Raw genomic sequence first — 25375 nt, 5'->3', positions numbered from 1 at the left:
ACGGAGGTTTGTATGTCCGGCCACTCCAAATGGGCGACGACGAAGCACAAGAAAGCCGTCATCGACGCCAAGCGCGGCAAAATGTTCGCCAAGCTGATCAAGAACGTCGAGGTCGCGGCGCGCATCGGCGGGGCGGACCCGGCCGGCAATCCGACGCTCTTCGACGCCATCCAGAAGGCCAAGAAGAGCTCGGTCCCGAACAACAACATCGACAACGCGGTCAAGCGCGGCTCCGGCCTGGAAGCCGGCGGCGCCGACTGGCAGACGATCATGTACGAGGGGTACGGTCCCAGCGGCGTGGCGCTGCTGATCGAATGCCTGACCGACAACCGCAACCGCGCGGCGACCGAGGTCCGGACGGCACTGACCCGCAACGGCGGCACCTTCGCCGACGCCGGCAGCGTGTCCTACCTGTTCAACCGCAAGGGCGTGGTGATCGTCCCGAAGGCCGGCCTGTCCGAGGACGACCTCATGCTGGCGGTCCTGGACGCCGGGGCCGAGGAGATCAACGACCTGGACGACTCGTTCGAGGTGGTCAGCGAACCGACCGACCTGATCGCGGTCCGGACGGCCCTGCAGGAGGCCGGCATCGACTACGACTCGGCCGAGTCCTCGCTGCTGCCCACGATGACGGTGCCGGTGGACGAGGAGGCGGCCCGCAAGGTGTTCAAGCTGATCGACGTCCTCGAGGACTGCGACGACGTGCAGAACATCTTCGCGAACTTCGACGTCAGCGACGAGGTCCTGGCGGCTATTGACGCGTGACACCTGGTCGCATGACCAGTATGGTTGAGGAGATTGAGGGCGGGGTGGCCGATCAGCAGGAGGTGCCCATGACGGACCTAGCAACCAATCCCGAAGCCGAAGTGGACGTTGACCCCGAGCTTCTCGAGGAAGCCCAGCGCCAGATCTCCGCGACGTCCCCGAATGCGGCGATCAACGAGGCGCTGCGGCGCCTCGTGGAGACCGAGCGGGCGAAGCGTCGAGCGGCCGGTGAAGCGCTTCACCGGATGGTTGAGGACGGTGAGCTGGACTTCCGGGCGCTGGACTCGATTGACGAATGAAGTATCTCGTCGACACCAGTGCCCTCGTCCGCATTATCAGAGCGCAAGTCGATCCCCGGTGGGGTGGCGTAATCGAACGTGGCTTGATCTCTGTCTGCGAGCCGGCGATGACGGAGACCCTGCTACTGGCAGAAACCAAGAAGTACGCCGAGATGGAGAGCTTCATCGCCGACAGGTACCTGCCGGTGACGATTCCCGATGACATCTGGGGCCTTGTTGCGGTGATCCGCAGGGAGCTCGCGCCCCACGGCGCGCACCGAGGACTCTCGGTTGCGGATCTGGTCATCGCGGCGACGGCGATCCGGCTCAAGCTGACTGTCCTGCACGAGGATGGTGACTTCGAGACGGTGAACCGGTTCGTGCCGGAGTTGCAGGAGCGCCGGATCAGCGCCGGGCCGGATTGACATTTCGGAACGTGGGGCGGGCTGCGTCGGGAGTGGTCAGGTTGGGGCGGAGAACTGGGACATGAACTGGACCAGGTAGCCGATCAGCAGAACCACCCCGCCGCCCATCCGGAAGTAGCGGCGCCACACGTAGCGGCGGTAGGCGTGCACCCAGGCGATCTCCGCCTCGGCGACCACCTCCGAGCCGTGCCGGACCGTCGACGGCAGAAAGAACGCGAGCTGCTGCGCGAGCGTCTCCTCGGGCGGCTTCGGCGGGCGGCGGAAGTGTGCCGCGGCGGCCGGATAGGCCGAGACGCGCGGGGCGCCGGCCGTCTCCAGGATCTGCGCCGATGGCGCCGCCCAGGTGGTGTCCCGCAGGACATTCACCTCGACCGGGTAGATCTGCTCCTCGCGCCACTGCCGGGTGCGGGCCGTCAGGCGGCGGTCCAGATATTCGGCGGCCGCGTCGCGGTGGGTCAGCCGGCCGCGCCAGCACAGCCGGCGCCAGTGGCCGGCCAGGTCGATCAGCACCTGCATGACGACCTCGGGCACCGAGCGGTCGCCGCCGGTCAAGCGGGCAGCCTCACTGCGCAGCGCGCCGAGCCGCGCGGCCACGAACGCGATGAACTCCGGCGGCGGCTCGTCGTCCATCGGCGGAATGAGGTTAGCCATGGCGACCTCCCGTCCTCATGGTCGGCGCCCCGGCACCCCGGCGCAAGGCGCGGGCCAAGACCACGACAACGCGGCCGGAGGGCGTGTGTCGAGTGCGGCCGTTCCGCCGGCATCCCATAGGGTGTCGAACACACGTCCGAGGGGGGTTCTGGTGCGGGTGCTCGGCATCGACCCGGGGTTGACCCGGTGCGGCGTCGGCGTGGTCGAGGGGATGCCCGGCCGGCCGGGCAAGCTCATCGGCTACTACGTCGTCCGTTCCGAGCCCGACGAGGACATCGCCCTGCGGCTGTTGCATCTCGACAAGTCCCTCGGCGAGCTGGTCGCCGAGCACCGGCCCGACAGCGTCGCCGTCGAGCGGGTCTTCAGCCAGCACAACGTTCGCACCGTGATGGGAACGGCCCAGGCCAGCGCGGTCGCCATCCTCGCCGGGTCGCGGGCCGGGCTGCCCGTCCAGACCTACACGCCCAGCGAGGTCAAGGCCGCCGTCACCGGCTCCGGAACGGCCGACAAGGCCCAGGTCACCAGCATGGTCACCCGGCTGCTCGGGCTCGACGCCCCGCCGCGGCCGGCCGACGCCGCCGATGCCCTGGCCCTCGCCATCTGTCACATCTGGCGCGGGGGCACCCGCGCCCGCATGCAGGCTGCCGCCCTGGCCGCCGCTTCCGTTCGCAGGGGAGGACCTCGACGATGATCGCCAGCGTGCGCGGCGTGGTGGCCGCGATCTCCTCGGACAGCGCCGTGATCGAGGTCGGCGGCGTCGGCCTGCAGGTGCAGTGCGCGCCCGCGACGCTCGCCGGGCTCAAGGCCGGCGCCGAGGCGCGGCTGGCCACCAGCATGGTGGTCCGGGAAGACTCGCTCACCCTGTACGGCTTCGCCGACGACGACGAGAAGCGCCTGTTCGAGCTGCTGCAGACCGCCAGTGGGGTCGGCCCGCGGCTGGCCCAGGCGGTGCTCGCGGTGCACCAGCCCGAGGCCGTCCGCCGGGCCGTGGCCGGTGGGGATCTCGCCGCCCTGACCAGGGTGCCCGGCATCGGCAAGAAGGGCGCCGAGCGCCTGGTCCTGGAGCTGCGCGACCGGATCGGCGCGGTGTCGACGGGCCCGGACGGCGTGGCCGGCGCGCTCAGCGGCGGGTGGCAGGAGCAGGTGCGCCAGGGCGTGATCGCGCTCGGCTGGTCGGCACAGCAGGCCGAGCAGGCGGTGGCCGCGGTCGCCGAGACGATCGACGGCGAGGTGCCCGCCGTGCCGGTGCTGTTGCGCCAGGCCATCCGGCTGCTGGGCCGGGCCCGATGACCGACGAACCCGAGGACCTGGTCTCGCCGTTCGTCGAGGACGAGGAGCTGGACGCGGAGGCCAGCGTCCGGCCCCGCCGGCTGGCCGACTTCATCGCCCAGCACCGGGTGCGCGATCAGCTGGAGCTGCTGCTCAAGGGCGCGATGGGCCGCGGCACGCCGCCCGATCACATCCTTTTGTCCGGTCCGCCCGGTCTGGGGAAGCCGGTGTCCGTCGACGCGCTCGTCTTGATGGCTGACGGCACCCGACGCCGACTGGGCGAAGTCCGGGTCGGTGACTTCGTGATCACGCGCACCGGCGAACCCGCCGAGGTACGGGCCGTCCATGAGCAGGGCGAGCTGGACACCGTACGGATCCGGACGACGTCCGGCCGTGAGGTCGTCGCGGCGCCCGACCACCCGTTCTGGACGACCGAGGGGTGGGTGAAGGCCGGCGACCTGACCCCGGACGACGTGGTCGCCAACGTGCTGCAGCCCGCGGTCGTCGCGGACGGGAGCGAGGCGACGGACGAGTTCCGCTTGGCCGGATACCTGGTCGGGGACGGTTGCACGAGCAATCAGGTGACCTTCACGGGCGGCGACGAAGCAGTGCTGGACGACTTCCGGGCCACGTGTGACCGGCTCGGCCATTCCCACAACACGCGACCGAATTCCGCCCGCAGCTCACTGATCCGGATCTCCGGGCTGAAGCCCTGGTTGCGCGACACCGGCCTGCTGGACAAGACCGCCTGGACGAAGCGGGTGCCGGACTTCGTGAACCGGGGAGACGCCTGGCAGATCAGTGCGTTCCTCGCCGCCTACTTCGCCTGTGACGGCACTGTCAGCCGGAGGGGCCGCGACCGGTACGACCTTGTGATCGAGTTCTACAGCGTCTCGCGTGGCCTGCTGGAAGACACCCAGCACCTGCTCCTGCGGCTGGGCATCCAGTCACGCCTCAAACTCAAGCGCGGCAGGTACCAGGGCCGTCCGCACGAGTCCTGGCGATTGAGTATCACGAGCCAGGACGATGCCGCGCGGTTCGCGGAACGTGTCACACCCATCGGCGCGCGCGGGGAGCGCATGAGGGAGTGGGCCCCGCGGCGCGACCGCTTCGACGAAACGCTGGCACCCGATCGCGTCGCGTCGGTGGAGCCGGCGGGCCTGCAGGAATGCCGCTGCCTGACGGTGGCGGGAGATCACACCTTCACCGTCAATGATCTCGTGGTGCACAACACGACGCTGGCCAACATCGTCGCCGCGGAGCTCGGGACCGGGATCCGGACCACCAGCGGGCCCGTCATCGAGCGCTCCGGCGACCTCGCCGCCATCCTCACCGGGCTCGCCGAGGGCGACGTGCTGTTCATCGACGAGATCCACCGCATCGCCAAGCCCGCCGAGGAGCTGCTCTACAGCGCCATGGAGGACTTCCGGGTCGACGTGATCGTGGGCAAGGGTCCCGGTGCCACCGCCATCCCGCTCGACGTGGAGCCGTTCACTCTGGTCGGCGCCACCACCAGGGCCGGGTTGCTCTCCGGGCCGATGCGCGACCGGTTCGGTTTCGTCGCCCACCTGGACTTCTACTCGCCCGCCGACCTCGACGCCCTGCTGCACCGGTCCGCGCGCATCCTCGGCGTGCCGATCACCCCGGAGGGTGCCGCCGAGATCGCCGGCCGCTCCCGCGGCACCCCGCGGATCGCCAACCGGCTGCTGCGCCGGGTCCGGGACTATGCCGAGGTGCGCGGCGACGGCATCGTCGACGAGGCGACCGCCAAGGCCGCGCTGACCGTGTACGACGTTGATCAGCTCGGGCTGGACCGGCTGGACCGGGCGGTGTTGCGGGCGCTCATCGAGTCGTTCCGGGGCGGCCCGGTCGGGCTCTCGACCCTCGCCGTCGCGGTGGGGGAGCAATCCGACACTGTGGAGGAGGTCTGCGAGCCGTTCCTGGTCCGGGCCGGCCTGCTCGCGCGCACGCCGCGGGGCCGGGTGGCCACCGACGCCGGCTGGCAGCACCTGGGCAAGCGCCCGCCCGAGGGCCGGGGCGTGCAGCCGCAGCAACCCGACCTGTTCGCCCGGGGTGGCGAAAGCTCTCCGTAATGTGAACGTGACGTGTGCCGCTTCCCGGCTTCCCAGGTAGAGGGATTAGACTCGCCGCCGTTCGAGCGGGATGTGTATATCGCCCCGTCGCGTGCCCCACGCCGCGCCGCGGGCCCCATGGAAGGTCGTCTTCGTGTCTATCGCAGCTCAAGCGCAGGGCGGTGGCAGTTTCACGCCGCTGCTTCTGATCGTCCTGCTCTTCGGCGTCATGTATTTCATGATGATCCGCCCGCAGCAGAAGCGGCGCCGTGAGGCTCAGCAGATGCAGTCCGCGCTCGGCCCCGGCGACCAGGTCGTGACCATCGGCGGCCTGCACGCGACCGTGGTGGAGGTGGCCGACGACGTGGTGACCGTGGAGATCTCCCCCGGGGTGAACGCCCGCTTCGCCCGCCCGGCCATCGCCAAGATCGTCAAGCAGGAGGCGGTGCCGGCCGACGACGTGGTCGCCGACGACGAGCCGGAGACCACCACCGACCCGGTCGCCGAGCCCGGTGCGACGACGCCGATCGAGAGCCCGGTCGTCGAGACCCGCAAGTCGAAGGACTGATCCACCGACGCTCGCGGCCCGCCGGACGGCGGGTCGCGGCGGAAAACCGCCATTGGCCGCGAGGCGGGGCAGCCGGGCGGCTTGTTGTTGTGAATAATCGGCGCCGGGCGAATCGGCCGGAAACCCACCCCTCGGGGCGGGGTGACCGGTCCGGCGCCCGCCTGCCCCGAATCATCCCCAGTGCCGCGCGCTCCCGTCGCGGCCGAAAAGCACGAGGAGATCGACAGTCGTGGCACGACCACCACAGGGACAGATGCATCCCGGGCGGCAGCTCGCCGTGCTCGGTCTCCTCTTCGTCATCCTCTATGCGCTCGTGTTCTTCGGCGCGGGTGCCAAGGGCAGCTGGCAGGACAGGCTCGAGCCCAAGCTGGGCCTCGACCTGATCGGCGGCACCCAGGCGACCTACGTGGCCTCGCTGGCCGGCGGGCAGGCGCCGCCGCAGACCAGCATGGAGGAGGCCCGCAAGATCATCGACCAGCGGGTCAACGCGCTCGGTGTGGCCGAGGCCGAGGTGGTCGTCGAGGGCAACCGCAACATCGTGGTCTCCGTCGCCGGCGAGGCCGACGATCAGCTCAAGAACGTCGGCCAGGCCGCGCAGATGCGCTTCCGCAAGGTGCTGAAGGCGACCGGCGACAACGCCGCGGTGGCGGCCAACCCGCCGAGCGCGAGCGCCGCGCCGAGCGGCAGCGTCGCGCCCAGTGCGAGCGCGGGCACCAGCAAGGCCCCGAAGGTCACCGGCAGCGCCGCCCCGTCGGCGTCCACCGGCGGCCAGGCCGGCGGCGAGCAGGCCCCAGCCCCCAGCGCCTCCGCTGCGGCGCCGTCCACGTCGGCGGCCCCGGCCCCGGCGCCGTCCGCCTCCGCGGCGGCTCCGGCCCCGGTCACCGCCGACATCAAGGAGCAGCGCGCGGCCATCGAGAAGAAGGTCGGCGCGAAGGCCTGGGCCGCGGCCGAGAAGCTGACCGACCCGGTGGACCTGTCCACCGACCCGACCGCCGGCGTGGCCTACAAGGCGTTCGGCGCGCTCTCCGGCGCCGAGGTCAACGCGCTGACGCCGGAGATGCAGTTCAACATCCCGACGATCGGCTGCGAGAACCAGCTCGACAAGCGGCCCAACGGCGCGATCGACGCGATCGACTCCAAGGTCGTCGCCTGCCAGAGCGGCGCGAAGATGTACCTCGACGTCGCCAAGGTCATCGGCACCGACATCGACACCGCGACCCCGCAGCTCGACCAGCAGCAGGGCCAGTGGGTCGTGTCCCTCGACTTCACCAGCACCGGCCAGGCGAAGTGGACCGCGCTCACCCGTGAGGCGTTCCAGCCCGCCGCGGACGACACCTGCGTGGCCGCCGCGCAGGCGCTGTCCACCGGTGCCACGCACTGCCTCGTCGCCGTGGTGCTCGACAAGACGGTCATCTCGGCGCCCGAGATCCAGGGCGTGCTGACCGGCCAGTCGCAGATCACCGGCCAGTTCGACGCCGTCTCGGCCAAGGAGCTCGCCGACCAGATCAAGTACGGCGCGCTGCCGGTCACCTTCGAGCCGGCCGCCACCCAGTCGGTCTCCGCGACGCTGGGCAAGCAGCAGCTCGAGGCGGGTCTGCTGGCCGCCGCGATCGGCATGGGCCTGGTCGCGATCTACGCGTTCTTCTACTACCGCCTGCTCGGCTCGGTCATCTTCCTGAGCCTGGTGCTGTCCGGCCTGCTGACCTTCGGCGCGCTGGTGGTGCTCGGGCGCTCGATGGGCTTCACGCTGACCCTGGCCGGCATAGCCGGCTTCATCGTCTCGCTAGGTGTGGCGGCGGACTCGTTCGTCATCTACTTCGAGAGACTCAAGGACGAGATCCACGAGGGCCGCAGCGCGCGCAGTGCCGTGCCCCGGGCCTGGGTCCGCGCCCGGCGTACCATCATTTCCGCGAACACCATCACCATCATGGCCGCGGTGGTGCTCTACATCGTGTCGATCGGCGCGGTGGCGGGTTTCGCGTTCGCGCTGGGGCTCTCGACGGTCCTCGACCTCGTCGTGGTGTTCCTGTTCCGGCATCCGATCATGACGATGTTCGCCAACACCAAGGCGTTCATGTCGCCGCGGGTCAGTGGCCTCGGCCGCGCCCTCAAGCGTGCCCCGACCGACGTCAAGGAGGCCTGACATGGCCAGCAAGGGTTTTGCCGATCGCCTCTACCGCGGCGAGGCGAACCTGAACATCGTCGGTCGCCGCAACATGTGGTTCGCGATCGCGGGCGCGCTGGTGCTCATCGCGCTGGGCAGCTTCGTCATCCGGGGCTTCCACCTGGGCATCGAGTTCGCCGGCGGCACCCAGTTCGTGATCCCGGCCAGCGTCGGGACGCAGGCCGAGGCGCAGAGCGCGGTCAGCCGGGCGGTGGAGACCGCGGGGGTGGCCGAGGAGGCAAACCCCGGCCCCGCGCAGAAGGTCGGCAACGGCCCCGACGCGACCTACACGGTGCGGACGGCGGCGCTGAGCCAGGAAGAGGCGACCGCGGTCAAGGACGCGCTGGTGGCCGACCTGAAGGTGCCGGCCGCCGACGTCAGCGACGACCGGGTCTCGGCCGCCTGGGGCTCCCAGGTGACCCAGCAGGCGCTGCTGGGCCTGGCCATCTTCCTGGTGCTGGTGCTCGGCTATCTGGTGGTGCGCTTCGAGTGGCGGATGGCGGTCGCGGCCGTGGCGTCGCTGCTGCTCGACCTGGTGCTGACGGCCGGCGTCTATTCGCTGGTCGGCTTCGAGGTCACGCCGTCCACGGTGATCGGCTTCCTGACCATCCTCGGCTTCTCGCTCTACGACGTGGTCGTGGTGTTCGACAAGGTGCAGGAAAATACCCGCGGCATCACCGCGGGCAGCACCCAGACGTATGCCGAGGCGACCAACCTCGCGGTCAACCAGACCCTGATGCGCTCGATCAACACCGGCCTGGTGGCGCTGCTGCCGGTCGGCGGCCTGCTCTTCATCGGTGCGGGTCTGCTCGGCGCCGGCTCGCTCAAGGACCTCGGCCTGGTGCTGTTCGTCGGCATGGGCCTGGGTGTCGTCTCCTCGATCCTGTTCGCGTCGCCGATGCTGGCGGTGCTCAAGGACCAGGAGCCCCGGATCAAGGCGCACACGGCCCGGGTCCTGGCCCGGCGGGCGGGCGCCCGCTCGGGCGACGTGGCCCGCGGCGAGCGCGGCCGCCCGGCGAGCGCGACCGCGACCGACGAGGTGCCGGCCCTGGCCGGTTCCACGCCGCGGCCCGGCGTGCGTCCCGCCGCCAAGCGCAACAACCCGCGCGGCGGCGCGGGCAACAGGCCCAGCGGCGGCCAGAAGCGCCGCTGAGCATCACGGTCAAGGACGGCCCGCCACCGCTTCGGTGGCGGGCCGTCGGCCTGTCTAGGCTGTGCCGCGTGAACCAGACTGATGAGGTACGCGGGGACAGCGGTCCCGAGGTCGCGGCGCTGGTGGCGAGCCGGACGCTGGACGTGCCCGACTTTCCCAAACCCGGCATCGTCTTCAAGGACCTGATGCCCCTGTTCGCCGACGGCGCGGTGTTCCAGCAGGTGATCGACGCGATCATCGCCGAGCACGGTGCGGATTCGTTCGACGTGGTGGCGGGTGTCGAGGCGCGCGGCTTCGTGGTCGCCGCGGCGATCGCCTACGCCACCGGCAAGGGCGTCGTGCCGGTGCGCAAGGCCGGCAAGCTGCCCCGCAAGACCCACTCGGTGTCGTACGCCCTGGAGTACGGCGAGGCGACCCTCGAGGTGCACGAGGACGCGTTCGGGGCGGGCCAGCGGGTGCTGGTGGTGGACGACGTGCTGGCCACCGGCGGCACGGCCGCCGCGGCGCTGGAGTTGGTGGAACGGGCGGGCGGCACGGTCACCGGCTTCACGGTGCTGATGGAGCTGGGCTTCCTCGACGGCCGGAAGCGGTTGGCGCCGCGTACGGTCCATGCTCTGCTGTCCGTTTGATCCGTGTCTGCCCTCTGTGGGTGGCATGCTTTCCGCTGCTCGGGCCGGGCCAGCGGGGAAGTGGGGACGGGTAGGATGGCGTTCTCAACATGGTGAGCAATGGTGTTGGACCGGAGCCGGTCGAGGTCGGCCGGCGCGGTCCCGGCGATGGTGTGAGGAGGCCGGTGTCCAGCGACGTCGCCCCTCCGACGGAGGGCACGGAGCAGCCGACCGGCGCGAAGGCGCCGGAGCGGGCTGAGCAAGCCCCGAAGTCCGAGGCCCCGGTCACCGGGGAGACGCACGACCTGGAGGAGACCCAGCCGCTCTCCCCGGCGGACGAGCCGACCAGCGGATTCGGGCTGGCCAGCGCGCCCACCGGGCGGCGGGTCCGGGCCCGGCTGGCGCGCTTCAACGCGCCGTGGCAGAGCACCCAGGTCAGCGAGGTTCTCGAGCCCCTGATCGCCACCCACCGGGCCAGCCACCCCAAGGCGGACGGGCGGGCGCTGCAGCGCGCCTTCGACGTCGCGGCCCGCTGGCACTCGGGGCAATACCGTAAGTCCGGTGATCCATACATCACGCATCCGCTCGCGGTCGCCACCATCCTGGCCAACCTCGGCATGGACACCACGACGCTGGTCGCCGCCCTGCTGCACGACACGATCGAGGACACCGACTACGGCCTCGAGCAGATGAAGGCCGACTTCGGTGCCGAGGTCGCGCTGCTGGTCGACGGCGTCACCAAGCTCGACCGGGTCAAGCTCGGCGACGCGGCCAAGGCCGAGACGATCCGCAAGATGGTCGTCGCGATGGCCAAGGACCCGCGGGTCCTGGTGATCAAGCTGGCCGACCGGCTGCACAACATGCGCACCCTGACCTTCCTGCCCCGCCCCAAGCAGGAGCAGAAGGCCAAGGAGACGCTGGAGATCCTGGCGCCGCTGGCCCACCGCCTCGGTATGAACACGATCAAGTGGGAGCTTGAGGACCTCGCCTTCGGCACGCTGTTCCCGAAGCGCTTCGAGGAGATCAACCGCCTGATCGGCGAGCACCAGCCGCAGCGGGAGGCGCTGCTGCGGCAGGTCACCAACCGGGTCCAGCTCGACCTCAAGTCGGCGAAGATCAAGGCGGAGACCACCGGCCGCCCCAAGCACCTGTATTCGATCTACCAGAAGATGATCGTCCGGGGCCGCGACTTCAACGACATCTACGACCTGGTCGGCGTGCGCATCCTGGTCGACACGGTCCGCGACTGCTATGCCGCGCTGGGCGTCATCCACGCGAACTGGCAGCCGGTGCCGGGCCGGTTCAAGGACTACATCGCGATGCCGAAGTTCAACATGTACCAGTCGCTGCACACGACGGTCATCGGCCCGACCGGCAAGCCGGTCGAGATGCAGATCCGGACCTTCGCGATGCACCGCACGGCGGAGTTCGGCATCGCCGCGCACTGGAAGTACAAGGAGCTCAAGGGCGCGACCATCGTCGGCCCGCCGGCGCACATCGACGAGATGACCTGGCTGCGGCAGCTGCTCGACTGGCAGCGCGAGGCGAGCGACCCCAGCGAGTTCCTGGACGCGCTGCGCTTCGACCTGTCCAGCCAGGAGGTGTACGTTTTCACCCCCAAGGGTGACGTCATCCCGCTGCCGACCGGTTCGACGCCGGTCGACTTCGCCTACGCGGTGCACACCGAGGTCGGCCACAAGACCATCGGCGCCCGGGTGAACGGCAAGCTGGTGCCGCTGGAGTCGACGCTGTCCAACGGCGACGTCATCGAGATATTCACGTCGAAGTCCGCCACGGCCGGCCCCACCCAGGACTGGCTCGGCTTCGTCAAGAGCCCGCGCGCCCGCACCAAGATCCGCCAGTATTTCAACAAGGAACGCCGCGAGGAAGCGATCGAGGACGGCAAGGACGCGATCGTCAAGGCGATGCGCAAGCAGGGCCTGCCCCTGCAGCGCATGCTGACGAGCGACAACCTGACGACCATCGCCCGCGACCTGCACCTGGCCGACGTCGCCTCGCTCTATGCGGCCGTCGGTGAGAGCACGGTCTCCGCCCAGTCGGTCGTGCAGAAGCTCGTCGCCGGGTTCGGTGGCGAGGAGGGTGCGGTCGAGGACATCGCCGAGACCGCCGTCGCGACCCGCCCGCCGCGCAACCGCACCACGTCGCAGGATCCGGGCGTGGTGGTCAAGGACGTCAGCGACGTCTGGGTAAAGCTGGCCCGCTGCTGCACGCCGGTGCCGGGCGACGCCGTGTTCGGCTTCGTGACCCGCTCCGGCGGCGTCAGCGTGCACCGGGAAGACTGCGCCAACGCCGAGGACCTGCGCGACCAGAGCGAACGCGTGGTCGAGGTGAGCTGGAAGCCGACGTCCGCGTCGACGTTCCTGGTCGCCATCCAGGTCGAGGCGCTGGACAGGCACAAGCTGCTCGCCGACGTGACCCGGGTGCTGTCCGAGGAGCGGGTCAACATCCTGTCCGCGACGGTCACCACCACCCGCGACCGGGTGGCGGTCAGCCGGTTCACGTTCGAGATGGCCGACCCCAAGCACCTGGGCCACCTGGTCGCCGCGGTGCGCAAGGTGGACGGTGTCTTCGACGCATACCGGGTCACCTCAGGGGCATGAGAAAGGGCGGGCCGTCACCGGCCCGCCCTCCTGGAGAAACGATCAGGCCGCGGCCATCGTCAGGGTCTTGATGTCGATCTCCTTCTTGGGATGACCGTCGCCCTGGCCGTTCTTGTTGTCGCTGCCGGCCTTGGCCACGCCCTCGACGATGTCGAGTCCCTTGGTGATCTTGCCCAGGACCGTGTAGTCGGGGGGCAGGTCGGTGTCCTCGTAGACGATGAAGAACTGGCTGCCCGTGGTGCTGGGCTCCGAGGTCTTCGCCATCGCGATGGTGCCCTTGGGATATGCCGGCTTCGCGTTGACCGGCAGGTTCTCCTCCGCGTAGCGGAAGCTCGGACCGCCGGAGCCGTCGCTCTCCCGCCAGCCCTTGCCGGTGGCGGTCGGGTCGCCGCACTGCAGCACCTTGATGCCCTCGGTGGTGAGCCGGTGGCACTTGGTGTTGTCCCAGAACTTCTTGCTCGCCAGGTAGGTGAAGGCCTCACCGGTGCAGGGCGCCTTGGTCAGGTCCACGGTGGCCGTGATCGCGCCGAGGTTGGTGTCCATGGTGAGCGTGGACGTGCCGACGTTCGGGGCGTTCAGCGGGGGCATGCCGACGTCCTTGACCTTGCCACCGCCGCTGGCGTCCGCCGGGACCCACGTGCAGGCCACGGTGCCGGGCGGCGGGGCGGCGGCGTCGGTCGACTTCTTGTCGTCGTCGCCGAGCGCGGCGACGATCCACACCGCGGCGCCCGCGATCACGACGACCGCGAGGGCCGAGCCGATAATGGCCTGCCGCTGCCGGCGCTTACGCGCGGCAGTGGCCCGCTCGGCCATCTCCTTCTCCAGCCGGGCCCGCGCCGCCGCGCGCTGCCGGTCCTTGATCGACGACACGGTGTTCCTCCTGTATGCCTCGGTGCGGTGAGGGGATATGTGGTCCGACGAGTGTGGTCCGGAAAGCTCAGGACTGGCTGGACGCTGAAGGGCCGGCCGATGGGACGGTGTCGGCGGGCGCAACACTGGGCTCGCCGACGGTGATGCTCTGCACGGTGATCTTGTTCTTCGGCGTGACCTTGTCGCCGGCGCTGTTCGCCACGGTGGCGATCTTGCCGATCTTGGCGACCGTGTCCAGTCCACCGGTGACCGTTCCGACGATCGGGTACTGCGGTTCCGTCTTCGGGGTGAAATCCTTGTAGAAGATCAGGAACTGGCTGCCGTTGGCGCCGGGCGGGTTGCCGAACATCGCCACGGTGCCCTTCGGATAGAGCGGCGCCTGCGGCGTGGCCGGTGCCGACGCGCTCGCGCTGGGCGTCGGGGCCAGCGGCGTGTTCTCGTTGTAGACCGTGTACGTCGGACCGCCCTGCCCGGTGCCCTTGGGGTCACCGCAGTGGATCGCGCCCTCGGCGGTGATCTCGTGGCAGGTGGTGTTGTCGAAGAACTGCTTGCTCGCCAGGAAGCTCAGGCTCGCGCTGCTGCACGGCGCGTTGGCCAGATCCAGCGAGACGACGATCGGTGCACCCTGGTCGGTGGTGATCGTCATCGGCCGGGTGCCCTCGGTCGGAATGCCGCTCGTCGGCGGCTCCCCGACGTCTTTGAGATCCGGGTTCGAGGTCGCGTTCTGCGGGGTCCACGCGCACACGTCGGTGGCGGTCGGGTCGACCGGGTCTTCGCCGTCGAACGCGCCGCCGAGCCACGCCACACCACCCACGATCAGGGCAAGCGCGAGTGCGGCACCGAGCCCGGCCTGGATCTGCCGCCTCCGGCGCTGCCTGCCCGCCCGGCGTGCCAGCTGCCGATCGAGCTTCTCTCGCGCCAGTTTCCGCGCCCGGTCCTTGCTGGAAGCCACCGAGTGCTCCCCTTCCTTAAACTCTTGTCCAGTGCGCCACGCCACACGCCCGCAAGAGTGTACGGGTAACCGCTGGGAATGTGGTGTGCGAGGTTCCGTCACGGTGTGTACGGTGCGTCCCGCTAGGCTTGATGGGGGAGATGGACTTCTCAGAGAGGGGTGCGGAGTGCTCGTCACCGGCTTTCCGGCCGAGGCCTTCGGCACCAACTGCTACGTCGTGGCCGCGGGCCCGGGCGAGCAGTGCCTGGTGGTCGATCCGGGCATCGGCGTGCTGGACCGCCTCGACGAGGTGCTGGCGAAGCACCGGCTGCACCCGGCCGCGGTGCTGCTCACCCACGGCCACCTGGACCACACCTTCTCGGTCGCACCGGTCTGCGGCGCGCGCGGCATCACGGCGTACGTGCACCCGGCCGACCGGGAGATGCTCGCGGACCCGGCCAAGGGCCTGAGCGTCGACCTGGCCGCGTTGTTCGGGGGGCGGCTGCCGTACACCGAGCCCGAGGACGTCGCGGAGCTGACCGACGGGGCGACGCTGAGCCTCGCGGGCCTGGAGATCACCGTCGACCACGCACCGGGCCATACCGGCGGGTCGGTGCTCTTCCGACTGCCCGGCGCCGCTTCCTCCTGGGAAGCAGAACAGCTCTGCTTCTCAGGTGATGTGCTCTTCGCCGGCTCGATCGGCCGCACCGACCTGCCGGGCGGCAGCACGGACACGATGATGACCAGTCTGCGGGACAAGGTCCTGCCGCTGGCCGACGACACCGTCGTGCTGCCCGGCCACGGACCGGAAACCACCATCGGCCGCGAGCGCCTGGCAAACCCGTACCTGCGGGATCTGACCGCCGCGCCCGGCCGGGGCCTCTGAGACTTTCCCGCGAGGAGAACAAGCACCATGAGCAAGCCCACGCCCATCTCCGGCTTCCCGGAGTGGCTGCCCGCGCAGCGCATGATCGAGCAGAACATCGTCGAGCGGATCCGCAAGACCTTCGAGCTGTACGGCTTCGCGCCGCTGGAGACCCGCGCGGTCGAGCCGCTGGACCAGTTGCTGCGCAAGGGGGAGACCTCCAAGGAGGTGTACGTCCTGCGCCGCCTGCAGGAGGACCCCGCGGCGGGCCGGAGCGACGACTCGCTCGGCCTGCACTTCGACCTGACCGTGCCGTTCGCCCGCTTCGTGCTGGAAAACAGCGGCAAGCTGCAGTTCCCGTTCCGGCGTTACCAGATCCAGAAGGTGTGGCGCGGCGAGCGCCCGCAGGAGGGCCGCTACCGCGAGTTCCTGCAGGCCGACATCGACGTGGTCGACCGCGACAACCTGCCGTTCCACTACGACACCGAGATGCCGCTGGTGATCGGGGACGCGTTCGCGTCGCTGCCGATCCCGAAGGCGACGATCCTGGTCAACAACCGCAAGGTGTGCGAGGGCTTCTACCGCGGCCTGGGCCTGGCGGACCCCGACCAGGTGCTGCGGGTCGTCGACAAGCTCGACAAGATCGGCCCGGAGAAGGTGGCGGCGCTGCTGGTGGAGACCGCCGGCGCCACCGACGCCCAGGCCACGGCCTGCCTCCAGCTCGCCATGATCTCGGCCGAGGACGGCTCCTTCGTGGACGCGGTCCGGGCCCTCGGCGTCGACAACCCGCTGCTGGACGAGGGCCTGGCGGAATTGCTCCGGGTCGTCGAGGCGGGCGCCGAGCACGCGCCCGGCCTGATCCGCGCGGAGCTGAAGATCGCCCGCGGCCTGGACTACTACACCGGCACGGTCTACGAGACGCAGCTGCGGGGCTACGAGAAGTTCGGCTCGATCTGCTCCGGCGGCCGCTACGAGAATCTGGCGACCGCGGGCACCGAGCGCTTCCCGGGCGTGGGCATCTCGATCGGCGTCTCCCGGATGCTGGGGCTACTTTTCGGCCGGAACGCGCTGGGCGTCTCGCGGTCGGTGCCGACGTGCGTGGTCGTGGCGCTGCCGGCCGAGGAGCTGCGCCCGGCCTGCGACCGGGTCGCCCAGGCGCTGCGCCGCCGGGGGATCAGCACCGAGGTCGCCCCGTCGGCGGCGAAGTTCGGCAAGCAGATCCGCTTCGCCGAGCGGCGCGGCATCCCCTACGTCTGGTTCCCGGGTACGGACGGCGCGGCGGACACGATCAAGGACATCCGCTCGGGCGACCAGGTAGAGGCGGACGCTGCCACCTGGCAGCCCCCGGCGGACGACCTGATCCCGGTGATCTCCCAGGCGTGACACACGGCGCCTGGGGTCGCGGCGTCCTGTTTCGGTTGGTGGGTTGGTTTTGCTTGCGGTGGACGGTCGGGCCGGTTGGTTTCGGTTGGTGGGTTGGACTTTCTTCCGGCCCCGCCCTTGCTCGCGAGCCACTTACGGCCCGGTGGTGGGTCCCGCGCGCCCTGGTTGCCAGCGCGGGCTGGGCGCTCACCTTGCGGATCTGGTCTGGCTGCCGCGCCTTGGTGGCGCCAGGGGATGGTTGTCGGGCAGGCCTGGCTGTGTGGTGGGTCAGGCGGACGCACCTCGCCGGTCACGGCGGCGGTCGGTTGCTGAAGCGCCGGGCGCGTGACAGGCGCACCCCGGTGGGGTGTCTAACGGCGGGTGCGTTCTTTCTTGAGTGAGCTGGTAACGGACAGGTCGTCCGCCGAGATGGGTGGCTTGTTGTGGTAGCGGTCGATCTGTCCGGTGATCAGCTGGGGGCGGCCTGGTGGGCTTCGATGAGGTACCGCGACTGCTGGGTGGCAGGAGACGGTGTGCCGGGCCGAGGTGGAACGGCTTGAGGCGGAGCGGGCACGGCTCACGGCTCTGCTCGCGGTCCGCCGGTGGAGTTGGACCGCCTGGTCGTGGCGAGGGAGGTCGTCGCCGCTCTGGCCTCTGCGCCGCCGGTTGCCTTGGTGGCTTCGGCTGGTGGTGGGGTGCCGGCCGTGCAGAGCACGGAGTTCAGGCGCAGTTGCTCACCGTCCTCGCAGCGCATGCAGCTCGGATGCGGTGCCGGGAGGTAGTGGCGGTTTTGGGTGAGGACCCACGGGTGGCCCGGCACGGCGAACTGGTACGGCACAGGCTGAAGGAGCAGCTCGTGGCTGCCGCGCCGGCGCAGCACCGGCGAGCCTTGCCAGTACAGGGAGCCCCGGGCTGCGTCTGCCGTCGAAGGAGTGCACGGTGACTCCAGGCCGGTAAACCGGACCGCCTGGCGCGACGAGCGGAACTGGCCCACGCCGCCCTCGGTCTCCGAGACCGCGCCGACGGCGGCGGTGCGGGCGGTTGGTGAGGTTGGGGGCCACCCCCGGCCCCGACCCGTCCACCGCAAGCAAGTCCAACTCACCAGCCGAAACCAAGCCGGAAAGATGGCTAGCACGCGTCGAGGAAGTCCTCGATCGCGGTGCCGATCCTGCCCAGCGTGTCGGTGAAATCGCGTAGCTTTCCCGGCGCGCGCAACCGGTGGTCCGCGTCCTGGATGGTCAGCACCTGCTTGCCGGTCGACCGGGCCGCCTCCGGCACCCAGGACATGTCCGCCGTGCCGCCGATCAGCAACTGGGGGGCCGGATTGCGGCCGATCGCCGCCGCCACCGCCGGGATGTGCAGCAGCGGGGTGAGCCAGATCGCCGGCAGCTCGCGTTCGGCGGCCAGCGCCGCCGCGTGGGTGCCCAGGGATTTCGCGATCAGGACCGGGCGGGCCTCCGGTGCGCGCTGGGTCAGCCGGTGCAGCGCCGCGGCGACGCACGTGCGCACGAACGGCTCCGGCCCGACCTCCTGCAGCCCTTCGGGCATCGTCCAGGAGACCTCCTCAATGAGGGCCTGACGATCGTTCAGGGCCTCCCATGCGAGGTCGAGCAAGGTGATCCGCACCGTGCCGAGACCGCCCGGCACCAGGATTCCACTGAGCACAAGACCAGGCTATGCGAAGCGTCGGAACCGCCTCCCGCAAGCCTCAGAAGCGCCGTCGTGCCGGCGCCGGAGAGTAAGCGCCGCAGCGGGTTAAGCCACCTCGTCGAGGAATTCCTCGATCGCGGTGCCGACGGTGCCGAGCACCTCGGTGAAGTTTCGCACCGGTCCGGGCACCCGCAGGGAGTGGGTGCCGTCCTCGATGGTCAGCACCCGCTTCCCGGTGGCCCGGGCCGCTGCGGCGTCCCACCAGCGGCGGTCGGCCGTGCCGCCGATCAGTAGTTGTGGTGCCGGGTTGCGGGTGATCGCCTCGACCACCGGCGGCCGGGTCAGCAGTGGGGTGAGCCAGATCGCCGGCAGTTCGCGGTCGGCGGCGAGCGCCGCCGCGAATGAACCCAGCGACTTGGCGATCAGCACCGGCCGCGCCCTCGGCGCGACCTCCTCGGCGCGCTGCAGGGCGGCCTCGACGTGGCCGCGGACGAACGGCTCGGGATCAACGTCCAGGATGTCGCGGGGTGTGGCCCAGGTGATGGCCTCGACGTGGGCCGTGCGGTCGGCCAGCGTTTCCCACGCGATGTCGAGCAGGGTTCCGATCACGCCCGTGCCGCCGGGGATCAGGATTCCGTTGATCATGGGAGGAATATAGAGGCCCGATCAGCCGCGGGGCGCCTCGAAGATCATGCAGCTGGAGGTGGCGTGGGCGATGAGCCGGCCCGCCGCGTCGGTCAGCCGTGCCTCGGTCAGCGCGGTTCGGCGGCCCTTCTGCAGGATGGCGCCCTTGCAGGTGAGTTGCCCGGAGTCGGCGGTGACCGAGCGCAGGAACTTCACGTTGAGGTCGAGCGAGGTGTAGCCGACGCCGGCCGGCAGCGTCGAGTGCAGCGAGCACGCGGCGGCGCTGTCGAGCAGCGTGGAGATCACGCCGCCGTGCATCGTGCCGAGCGGGTTGTAGTGGAACTCCTGCGCATCCAGGTAGAACGTGACGCTGCCCTCCTCGACCTCCATGCCGGCGAGATCGATCAGGTTCATGATCGGCGGGGGCGGCAGCTCGCCGGCCGCCATGCCGCGCAGCAGCTCCAGCCCGCCCGTCGTGGCCAGCAGGGCGGCGTGCTCGGCCGGGTTGGTCCAGGAGTACGTGCGGGTACGGGTGACATCCTGGGTCTGCGACATGGACGCAGCCTGGCACGGGCTTGCTGCGTCTGTCAAACAGACCTAGCCTCGGTGTCATGAATCCCACGCTCCCGCGCCCGCCCGCCCTGGACTGGTCCACGGACACCTGCACAATCGGCCGGGCGATGGGCATCCTCGGCGAGAAGTGGACCGTGGTGGTGCTCCGGGAGATCTTCAACGGCGTACGCCGCTTCGCCGACCTGCACGAGCAGACCGGCATCCCGCGCCAGGTCCTCACCAACCGGCTCGCCTCCCTGGTGGAGCACGGCCTGCTGCGCCGCGAGCCGTACCAGGAGCCGGGAGCCCGGATCCGGCACGAGTACCGGCTCACCGCCAAGGGCCTCGATCTCTACCCGGTGCTCACCGCGGTCATGGAGTGGGGCGACCGCTACCTCGCCGACCCGGAGGGGCCGCCGCTGCAGATGGCCCACCGCGGCTGCGGCGCCGAGATCCACACCGAGTTGCACTGCGCGGACGGCCACCGGGTCACCGACCACCGCGAGGTCGTGCCCCGTCCCGGCCCGGGAGCCAAGCGCCGATAGCGGCCGCCTCGCGGAGCGTCGCAGTCGGCGCGCCGCGACACGCCGTAGGCTGCCTCGGCGTGGCGACTGCGACGGCGGCGACGGGTGACACCTCCGCGTGGCGCCCGCTGCGCGACAAGATCTTCCGTGGGTTGTGGATCGGCGTGCTGGCCAGCAACGTCGGCACCTGGATGCAGACCGTCGGCGCCCAGTGGCACCTGGTGCACGAGCCGGACGCGGCCACCTACGTCAGCCTGGTGCAGACCGCGACGATGCTGCCGGTCCTGCTGCTCGCACTGCCGTCGGGCACGCTGGCCGACACCTTCGACCGGCGGCGGTTGCTGCTCGCCGTACAGGTGGCGCTCTTTGTCGTGGCCGCGACCCTGACCGGCCTCACCGCGCTGGACCGGATGCCGCCGCCGCTGTTGTTGATCTTCACGCTGTTGCTCGGCGCCGGGCAGGCGCTGACGTTGCCGACCTGGCAGGCGGTGATCCCCGAGGTGGTGCCGCGCGACGAGCTCGCGGCGGCGTCCGCGCTCGGCGCGGTCAACACCAACCTGGCCCGCTCGGCCGGTCCCGCGGTGGCCGGCCTGCTCGTCGCGCACGTGGGTGTGCCCGCCGTCTTCGGCCTCAACGCGCTGTCGTTCGTGGTCTTCGCCGTCGTGCTGCTGCGCTGGCGGCGGCCGCCGGAGAGCGGGACCGGGCACGCCGAGCGGTTCGGTCCCGCATTGCGGGCCGGCGGCCGGTACGTGCGCTACTCGCCCGTCGTCCGCCGGATCCTGCTGCGTGTCCTGCTGTTCGTCCTGCCCGGCAGCGTGGTCTGGGGCCTGCTGCCGCTGGTCGCCGAGCGCGAACTCGCCATGGGCCCCAGCGGGTACGGCATCCTGCTCGCCGCCCTCGGCGTCGGCGCGGTCCTCGGCGCCCTGCTGATGCCCCGGATCCGCGAGCGGGTCCCGCCCAACCGGCTGCTGGTGCTCTCCGGCCTGGTCTACGGCCTCGCCCTGCTCGTGGTGGCCCTGGTGGCGAACGCCTTCGTCGTCGTGCCCGTCCTGGTCGCCGCCGGCCTGGCCTGGATGATCCAGGTCTCGCGGATGAACGCCGGCCTGCAGCTGTTCCTGCCGAACTGGGTGCGCGCCCGCGGCTTCGCCGGCTACCAGGTGGTCTTCGCCGGCGGCCAGGCGCTCGGCGCCCTGCTGTGGGGCCAGGTGACCGAGCTGGCCGGCCTGCGCGCCGCCTTCCTCGCCGCGGCGGCGCTGATGCTGCTGGGCACCGCGACCGTGCGCTGGCTGCCGCTGCATCCGCAGGACGGCGACCGCGGCCCGGCCGTCTACTGGGCCGAGCCGCACCTCATGCTCGAGCCGCACCTGGACGAGGGTCCGGTGCTGGTCACCTCGACGTGGCGGGTCAGGCCGGAGAACCGGGCGGACTTCGTCGCGGCGATGCAGGCCGTGCGGCGATCCCGGCAGCGGACCGGTGCGACCCGGTGGGGACTGTTCCGGCCGGGCGAGCAGCCGGACTCCTTCGTCGAGGTCTACCAGGTGCCGACCTGGGAGGAACACCTGCGTCAGCACGAGGGCCGGCTCACCGGCAGCGACGAGCAGGAGGAGCAGAAGGCCTGGGCGCTGGCCGACGGGCCGCCGGCCGTGACGCATCTACTGCCCGCCGACTCCCCGGATTAGCCGGATGTTTCGGGATTGTTCCGTTTAGCCTCATTGGTAGGCCGCCGGAGCTTCGGGTGCGGCCGTTCAGGAGGCGCGGCGTGGCACTCGTCGATCATCCCCGGCACTCCCGGCTGCTCGTCATCGGTGGCGCCGAACGCTCCGGCCCCGGCGGCGGCGAGATCCTGCGCCGCTTCGTCGACCTGGCCGGTGGCGCCGCCGCCGAGCTGATCGTCATCGCCACCGCGAGCGCCGAGCCGGCGGTGCTGGAGGCCGAGTACGCCGCCCTGTTCACCCGCCTCGGCGCGGGCCGGGTCCGGGCGCTGCGGCTGGAGAACCGGGCCCAGGCCAACGCGGCGACCGTGGACGAGGTGCTCGCGACCGCGACCGGGGTCTTCTTCACCGGCGGCGACCAGCTGCGGATCACCACCGTGCTCGGTGGCACCCGGACCGACTCGGCGCTGCAGCGGCTGGTGCGGGCCGGGACGATCGTGCTCGGCGGCACCAGCGCCGGCGCCGCGATGATGTCCGGCACGATGATCATCGGCGGCGAGGGCCCCGGGGTCACCCGGGCGGGCGTGCGGACCGGCCCCGGCCTGGAATTCCTGCCGGGAGTGCTGATCGACATGCACTTCGCCGAGCGGGGCCGGCTCAACCGGCTGCTCAGCGCCGTCGCCCGCTACCCGCACGAGCTCGGCCTCGGCATCGACGAGAACACCGCGATCCTCGCCGAGGGCGACAGCTTCGAGGTGCTGGGCACCGGCGCGGTCACTGTCGTCGACGCCGGCGCGGCCGCGGACATCCGGGTGCCGGCCGAGGGGCCGATCGCGCTCACCGGGGCGCGGGTGCACGTGCTTCCTGCCGGGTGCAGGTTCGAACTGTCCGGCCGCCGCCCCTCGATCGTCGACGGGGTCGCCGGGGAACGGGAGCTGGCCGCATGAAGATCCTCAGCATCCGCCGGTTGCGCGGACCCAACGTCCACCTGTCCCGGCCCGCGATCGTGGCCCGGGTCCGCCTCGACGAGCTGGCCGGCCGCGAGACCAGCGACGTCGCGGGCTTCACCGAGCGGATCCTGCGCGCGCTGCCCGGCCTCGCCGAGCACCACTGCGCGGCCGGGTCGCCCGGCGGCTTCGTCAGCCGGATGCGCGGCGGCACCTACTTCGGCCACGTCACCGAGCACGTCACCATCGAGCTGTCCCAGCGGATCGGGCGGGACGTCAGCTTCGGCCGTACGGTCACCGCCGGCGAGCCCGGCCTCTACGACCTGATCCTGGAATGCCCGGGCGACGAGTCGCCGGACTCCACCCTGCCGGACGAGCTGCTGGAGACCGCCGTCGAGCTGGTCGCCTCGGTCGCCGCCGGCGAGACCGTGCCCGGCACCGTCCTCACCGAACGCCTGGCCGCGCTGAGCGAGCTCGCCGAGCGCGAGGCCACCGGGCCGAGCACCCGGTCGATCATCGCCGCGGCCCGGCGCCGGGGCATCCCGGTCGAGCGCTACGGCGACCTCAGCCTGCTGCGCCTCGGTTGGGGCACCCGCCGGCGGCTCGCCTGGGCGGCGATGACCGACCGGACCAGCGGGGTCGGTGTCGACATCGTGGCGGACAAACAGATCACCCGGCGGCTGCTGGAGGACGCCGGGGTGCCGATCGCGCCCGGCGGCGCGGCGCGGACCGCGGCGCAGGCGGTACGGCTGCTGACCACGCTGGGCGCGCCGGTGGTGGTCAAGCCCCGGCAGGGCAGCCAGGGCGAGCACGTCGTCCTCAACCTGCGCACCGCGGCGGAGGTGGAGCAGGCGTACGCGGCCGCGGGCGGCGACGTCGTGGTCGAACGGCAGCTCGCCGGCCGCGACTACCGGGTGCTGATCGTGGCGGGCGAGGTCGCGGCCGCCGCCGAGCGGGTCGCGGCGCACGTGGTCGGTGACGGGCAGAGCACGGTCGCCGAGTTGGTCGCGCGGACCAACGCCGACCCGCGCCGGGGCGTCGGGCACGCCCGGGTGCTGACCCGCATCGACCTCGACGCCAACGCGCTGGCCGTGCTGGACCGCCAGCAGCGGACGCCGGACAGCGTGCCGCCGGCCGGGCTGCGGGTGTGGCTGCGCGACAACGCCAACCTGTCCACCGGCGGCACCGGCAGCGACGTCACCGACCGGGTGCACCCCGACGTGACCCGGCTCTGCCTGCGCGTCGCGGCCCTGGTCGGGCTCGACATCGCGGGCATCGACCTGCGGCTGGCCGACATCGCCGCGCCGCTGCCGCCGACCGGCGATCCCGACCGGCTCACCGCCGGGGTGATCGAGGTCAACGCCGTACCCGGGCTGCGGATGCACCTCGCGCCGGTGCGCGGGCGCTCCCGCGACGTCGGGGACGCGATCGTGCGGGCCATGTTCCCCTGCGGGTCCGACGGGCGGATCCCGACCGTGGCGGTGACCGGCACCAACGGCAAGACCACGGTGACCCGGCTGACCGCTCATCTGCTCGCCGGCACCGGGCTGCGGGTCGGCGTGGCGTGCACCGAGGGGGTGGCGATCGACGGCCGCACCGTGCATGTCGGCGACGCCACCGGGCCGCGTTCGGCGCAGATGGTGCTCGGCGACCCGGGGGTGCAGGCGGCGGTCCTGGAGACCGCGCGGGGCGGCACGCTGCGCCGCGGCCTCGGGTACGACTGGACCGACGTCGGCGTGATCACCAACATCACCGCCGACCACCTGGGCCAGGACGGTCTCACCTCGATCGAGGATCTGGCACACGTGAAGGCGCTGATCGCCGAGCGGGTCCGCGACGGCGGCACCCTGGTGCTCAACGCCGACGACCCGTGGGTGCGCAGCATCGCCGAGCGGCCCCGGGTCCGCGCCGACCGCAAGCGCGTCGTCTGGTTCGGCACCGACACCGGCCAGCCGGTGCTGGCCGAGCACCTGGGCCGCGGCGGTACGGCGTACGTGCTGCAGGACGGCTGGCTGGTGCAGGCCACCGGCGGCCGGCGCACACCGCTGCTGCGGGCCGCCGACGTGCCCGGGGCGTTCGGGGGAGCGGCGCCGTACGCGGCCGTCAACGCGCTCGCCGCGGCCGCCGCCGCACGGGCCCTCGGCGCCTCGCCGGACGTGGTCGCCGAGCGGCTGGCCGACTTCGAGCCGCGGGTGGACAACCCGGGCCGCGCGACGCTGCTGCGCCTGGGCGAGGTGAACTTGTTCGTCGACTACGCCCACAACCCGGCGGCGATCGCGACGGTGCTGCGTACCCTGCACCGGGTCTGGGGGCCGCAGCGCTGCCTGGCCGCGGTCACGCTGCCCGGCGACCGCCGCGACGATCTGCTGGCCGCCTCGGCCCAGGTGCTCGCGGACGGGGTCACCCGGGCCGTGCTCTACGACGACGAGGATCTGCGTGGCCGGGAGCCGGGGGAGGTGTCCGCCCTGGTGGAACGCGAGATGCGCGCCCGCCGCCCGCTGCTGCGGGCCGTCCGGGTGTCCGGCTACCGGGCGGCGGTCGAGGCGGCGGTGCGGCTGGCCGCGCCCGGCGACGTGGTGCTGGTGCTCTACGAGCGGCTGGGCCCGATGCTGGACCTGCTCACCGAGCTGGGCGCCGTACCGGCCGACTCGGCCGTGGTGCACGCCGGGCGGCTGCCGGCGCACCCGGCCCGCGTGGGGCAGGTCCCGCCGGGTGCCGTCCGGCCCGCCGGCGCTGCCGCATCCTCGTAGCCGAGTCGCTGGATCGGGTGATTTGTCAGCAATATGGGTGGGTTGCGGTAACTAGGAATGATCGGACCGAGAAA

Annotated in this window: 24 protein-coding genes and 1 pseudogene; 18 read left to right on the top strand and 7 right to left on the bottom strand. The window is 71.4% G+C overall.

The window, feature by feature from the left end; genetic code table 11:
- Nucleotides 1–12 precede the first annotated feature (12 nt).
- From DMB66_RS25895 to DMB66_RS25885, 3 genes are read left to right on the top strand one after another with little or no spacing between them, the layout of a single operon-like run.
- Nucleotides 13–765: a YebC/PmpR family DNA-binding transcriptional regulator gene (locus tag DMB66_RS25895; protein WP_125806717.1), complete on the top strand. Its 753-nt coding sequence runs from the start codon at nucleotides 13–15 to the stop codon at nucleotides 763–765.
- 11 nt (nucleotides 766–776) lie between these two features.
- Entirely contained in the window at nucleotides 777–1064 is a 288-nt protein-coding gene (locus DMB66_RS25890) for a type II toxin-antitoxin system VapB family antitoxin (protein WP_125806716.1), read from the top strand.
- Nucleotides 1061–1468, top strand: coding sequence for a PIN domain-containing protein (locus DMB66_RS25885; RefSeq protein ID WP_125806715.1), 408 nt, complete (start codon nucleotides 1061–1063; stop codon nucleotides 1466–1468). Before DMB66_RS25890 ends, DMB66_RS25885 begins: the two co-directional genes overlap by 4 nt.
- Before the next feature lie 36 nt (nucleotides 1469–1504).
- Here DMB66_RS25885 and DMB66_RS25880 read toward each other — a convergent pair whose 3' ends face one another.
- The gene (locus tag DMB66_RS25880; RefSeq protein WP_125806714.1) at nucleotides 1505–2119 is read right to left on the bottom strand and encodes a hypothetical protein; all 615 of its coding nucleotides are present in this window, start codon (nucleotides 2117–2119) and stop codon (nucleotides 1505–1507) included.
- A 151-nt stretch (nucleotides 2120–2270) separates the two neighbouring features.
- Here DMB66_RS25880 and ruvC point away from each other — a divergent pair, with 151 nt between their 5' ends.
- The 9 genes and pseudogenes from ruvC to DMB66_RS25835 all read left to right on the top strand — a co-directional run bounded on the left by ruvC (nucleotide 2271) and on the right by DMB66_RS25835 (nucleotide 12574).
- A complete protein-coding gene (gene ruvC, locus DMB66_RS25875; protein ID WP_125806713.1) occupies nucleotides 2271–2810 on the top strand; it encodes a crossover junction endodeoxyribonuclease RuvC in 540 nt (179 codons plus the stop codon).
- Entirely contained in the window at nucleotides 2807–3409 is a 603-nt protein-coding gene (gene ruvA / locus DMB66_RS25870) for a Holliday junction branch migration protein RuvA (protein ID WP_125806712.1), read from the top strand. Before ruvC ends, ruvA begins: the two co-directional genes overlap by 4 nt.
- Nucleotides 3406–3711 (top strand): annotated as a pseudogene (locus DMB66_RS25865) (Holliday junction branch migration DNA helicase RuvB); the annotation flags it as partial. The gene ruvA and the pseudogene DMB66_RS25865, both read left to right, overlap by 4 nt.
- Nucleotides 3691–5481 (top strand): Holliday junction branch migration DNA helicase RuvB, encoded by a 1791-nt coding sequence (ruvB, locus tag DMB66_RS25860; RefSeq protein WP_370319193.1) that lies wholly within the window; start codon nucleotides 3691–3693, stop codon nucleotides 5479–5481. The pseudogene DMB66_RS25865 and the gene ruvB, both read left to right, overlap by 21 nt.
- Before the next feature lie 133 nt (nucleotides 5482–5614).
- The gene (gene yajC / locus DMB66_RS25855) at nucleotides 5615–6028 is read left to right on the top strand and encodes a preprotein translocase subunit YajC (RefSeq protein ID WP_199752627.1); all 414 of its coding nucleotides are present in this window, start codon (nucleotides 5615–5617) and stop codon (nucleotides 6026–6028) included.
- Nucleotides 6029–6281: 253 nt separating this feature from the next.
- Nucleotides 6282–8171: a protein translocase subunit SecD gene (gene secD / locus DMB66_RS25850; RefSeq protein ID WP_125806736.1), complete on the top strand. Its 1890-nt coding sequence runs from the start codon at nucleotides 6282–6284 to the stop codon at nucleotides 8169–8171.
- A gap of 1 nt (nucleotide 8172) precedes the next feature.
- Nucleotides 8173–9345: a protein translocase subunit SecF gene (gene secF, locus DMB66_RS25845; RefSeq protein WP_125806710.1), complete on the top strand. Its 1173-nt coding sequence runs from the start codon at nucleotides 8173–8175 to the stop codon at nucleotides 9343–9345.
- A gap of 68 nt (nucleotides 9346–9413) precedes the next feature.
- Nucleotides 9414–9974, top strand: a complete 561-nt coding sequence (locus tag DMB66_RS25840) for an adenine phosphoribosyltransferase (protein ID WP_125806709.1) — start codon at nucleotides 9414–9416, stop codon at nucleotides 9972–9974.
- Nucleotides 9975–10138: 164 nt separating this feature from the next.
- The gene (locus DMB66_RS25835; protein ID WP_125806708.1) at nucleotides 10139–12574 is read left to right on the top strand and encodes a RelA/SpoT family protein; all 2436 of its coding nucleotides are present in this window, start codon (nucleotides 10139–10141) and stop codon (nucleotides 12572–12574) included.
- A 42-nt stretch (nucleotides 12575–12616) separates the two neighbouring features.
- On the opposite strand, the gene DMB66_RS25830 is transcribed toward DMB66_RS25835, so the two are convergent.
- Entirely contained in the window at nucleotides 12617–13444 is an 828-nt protein-coding gene (locus tag DMB66_RS25830; protein WP_125806707.1) for a peptidylprolyl isomerase, read from the bottom strand.
- 67 nt (nucleotides 13445–13511) lie between these two features.
- On the bottom strand, nucleotides 13512–14396 hold the full coding sequence (locus DMB66_RS25825; RefSeq protein ID WP_125806706.1) for a peptidylprolyl isomerase: 885 nt from the start codon (nucleotides 14394–14396) through the stop codon (nucleotides 13512–13514).
- Nucleotides 14397–14562: 166 nt separating this feature from the next.
- Between DMB66_RS25825 and DMB66_RS25820 the strand changes: the two genes are divergently transcribed.
- Together DMB66_RS25820 and hisS are read left to right on the top strand one after the other, a co-directional pair.
- Entirely contained in the window at nucleotides 14563–15261 is a 699-nt protein-coding gene (locus tag DMB66_RS25820) for an MBL fold metallo-hydrolase (protein ID WP_125806705.1), read from the top strand.
- 27 nt (nucleotides 15262–15288) lie between these two features.
- A complete protein-coding gene (hisS, locus tag DMB66_RS25815) occupies nucleotides 15289–16623 on the top strand; it encodes a histidine--tRNA ligase (RefSeq protein ID WP_125806704.1) in 1335 nt (444 codons plus the stop codon).
- 556 nt (nucleotides 16624–17179) lie between these two features.
- On the opposite strand, the gene DMB66_RS25810 is transcribed toward hisS, so the two are convergent.
- The 4 genes from DMB66_RS25810 to DMB66_RS25795 form a co-directional block, all read right to left on the bottom strand.
- On the bottom strand, nucleotides 17180–17482 hold the full coding sequence (locus DMB66_RS25810; RefSeq protein ID WP_125806703.1) for a hypothetical protein: 303 nt from the start codon (nucleotides 17480–17482) through the stop codon (nucleotides 17180–17182).
- Nucleotides 17483–17730: 248 nt separating this feature from the next.
- On the bottom strand, nucleotides 17731–18267 hold the full coding sequence (locus DMB66_RS25805) for an alpha/beta hydrolase (RefSeq protein WP_125806702.1): 537 nt from the start codon (nucleotides 18265–18267) through the stop codon (nucleotides 17731–17733).
- A 90-nt stretch (nucleotides 18268–18357) separates the two neighbouring features.
- Nucleotides 18358–18897: an alpha/beta hydrolase gene (locus DMB66_RS25800; RefSeq protein WP_125806701.1), complete on the bottom strand. Its 540-nt coding sequence runs from the start codon at nucleotides 18895–18897 to the stop codon at nucleotides 18358–18360.
- Between the two features lie 21 nt (nucleotides 18898–18918).
- Nucleotides 18919–19431 (bottom strand): PaaI family thioesterase, encoded by a 513-nt coding sequence (locus DMB66_RS25795; protein WP_125806700.1) that lies wholly within the window; start codon nucleotides 19429–19431, stop codon nucleotides 18919–18921.
- Between the two features lie 56 nt (nucleotides 19432–19487).
- On the opposite strand from DMB66_RS25795, the gene DMB66_RS25790 reads away from it, so the two are divergent.
- The 4 genes from DMB66_RS25790 to cphA all read left to right on the top strand — a co-directional run bounded on the left by DMB66_RS25790 (nucleotide 19488) and on the right by cphA (nucleotide 25301).
- Nucleotides 19488–19973: a helix-turn-helix domain-containing protein gene (locus DMB66_RS25790; RefSeq protein ID WP_125806699.1), complete on the top strand. Its 486-nt coding sequence runs from the start codon at nucleotides 19488–19490 to the stop codon at nucleotides 19971–19973.
- A gap of 59 nt (nucleotides 19974–20032) precedes the next feature.
- Nucleotides 20033–21631, top strand: coding sequence for an MFS transporter (locus tag DMB66_RS25785; protein ID WP_125806698.1), 1599 nt, complete (start codon nucleotides 20033–20035; stop codon nucleotides 21629–21631).
- An 80-nt stretch (nucleotides 21632–21711) separates the two neighbouring features.
- Nucleotides 21712–22551: a cyanophycinase gene (locus tag DMB66_RS25780; RefSeq protein ID WP_125806697.1), complete on the top strand. Its 840-nt coding sequence runs from the start codon at nucleotides 21712–21714 to the stop codon at nucleotides 22549–22551.
- Nucleotides 22548–25301: a cyanophycin synthetase gene (gene cphA / locus DMB66_RS25775; protein ID WP_125806696.1), complete on the top strand. Its 2754-nt coding sequence runs from the start codon at nucleotides 22548–22550 to the stop codon at nucleotides 25299–25301. Before DMB66_RS25780 ends, cphA begins: the two co-directional genes overlap by 4 nt.
- The last annotated feature ends 74 nt before the right edge of the window (nucleotides 25302–25375 follow it).

The organism is Actinoplanes sp. ATCC 53533 (genome assembly GCF_003947245.1).
This window is presented reverse-complemented; position numbering and strand designations above follow the sequence as displayed.

Bases quoted from the DNA above. Each gene is read 5' to 3' on its own strand.
- DMB66_RS25895 (WP_125806717.1), top strand. From the start codon at position 13: ATGTCCGGCCACTCCAAATGGGCGACGACGAAGCACAAGAAAGCCGTC.
- DMB66_RS25890 (WP_125806716.1), top strand. From the start codon at position 777: ATGACCAGTATGGTTGAGGAGATTGAGGGCGGGGTGGCCGATCAGCAG.
- DMB66_RS25885 (WP_125806715.1), top strand. From the start codon at position 1,061: ATGAAGTATCTCGTCGACACCAGTGCCCTCGTCCGCATTATCAGAGCG.
- DMB66_RS25880 (WP_125806714.1), bottom strand. From the start codon at position 2,119: ATGGCTAACCTCATTCCGCCGATGGACGACGAGCCGCCGCCGGAGTTC.
- ruvA (WP_125806712.1), top strand. From the start codon at position 2,807: ATGATCGCCAGCGTGCGCGGCGTGGTGGCCGCGATCTCCTCGGACAGC.
- secD (WP_125806736.1), top strand. From the start codon at position 6,282: ATGCATCCCGGGCGGCAGCTCGCCGTGCTCGGTCTCCTCTTCGTCATC.
- secF (WP_125806710.1), top strand. From the start codon at position 8,173: ATGGCCAGCAAGGGTTTTGCCGATCGCCTCTACCGCGGCGAGGCGAAC.
- hisS (WP_125806704.1), top strand. From the start codon at position 15,289: ATGAGCAAGCCCACGCCCATCTCCGGCTTCCCGGAGTGGCTGCCCGCG.
- DMB66_RS25800 (WP_125806701.1), bottom strand. From the start codon at position 18,897: ATGATCAACGGAATCCTGATCCCCGGCGGCACGGGCGTGATCGGAACC.
- DMB66_RS25795 (WP_125806700.1), bottom strand. From the start codon at position 19,431: ATGTCGCAGACCCAGGATGTCACCCGTACCCGCACGTACTCCTGGACC.
- DMB66_RS25790 (WP_125806699.1), top strand. From the start codon at position 19,488: ATGAATCCCACGCTCCCGCGCCCGCCCGCCCTGGACTGGTCCACGGAC.
- cphA (WP_125806696.1), top strand. From the start codon at position 22,548: ATGAAGATCCTCAGCATCCGCCGGTTGCGCGGACCCAACGTCCACCTG.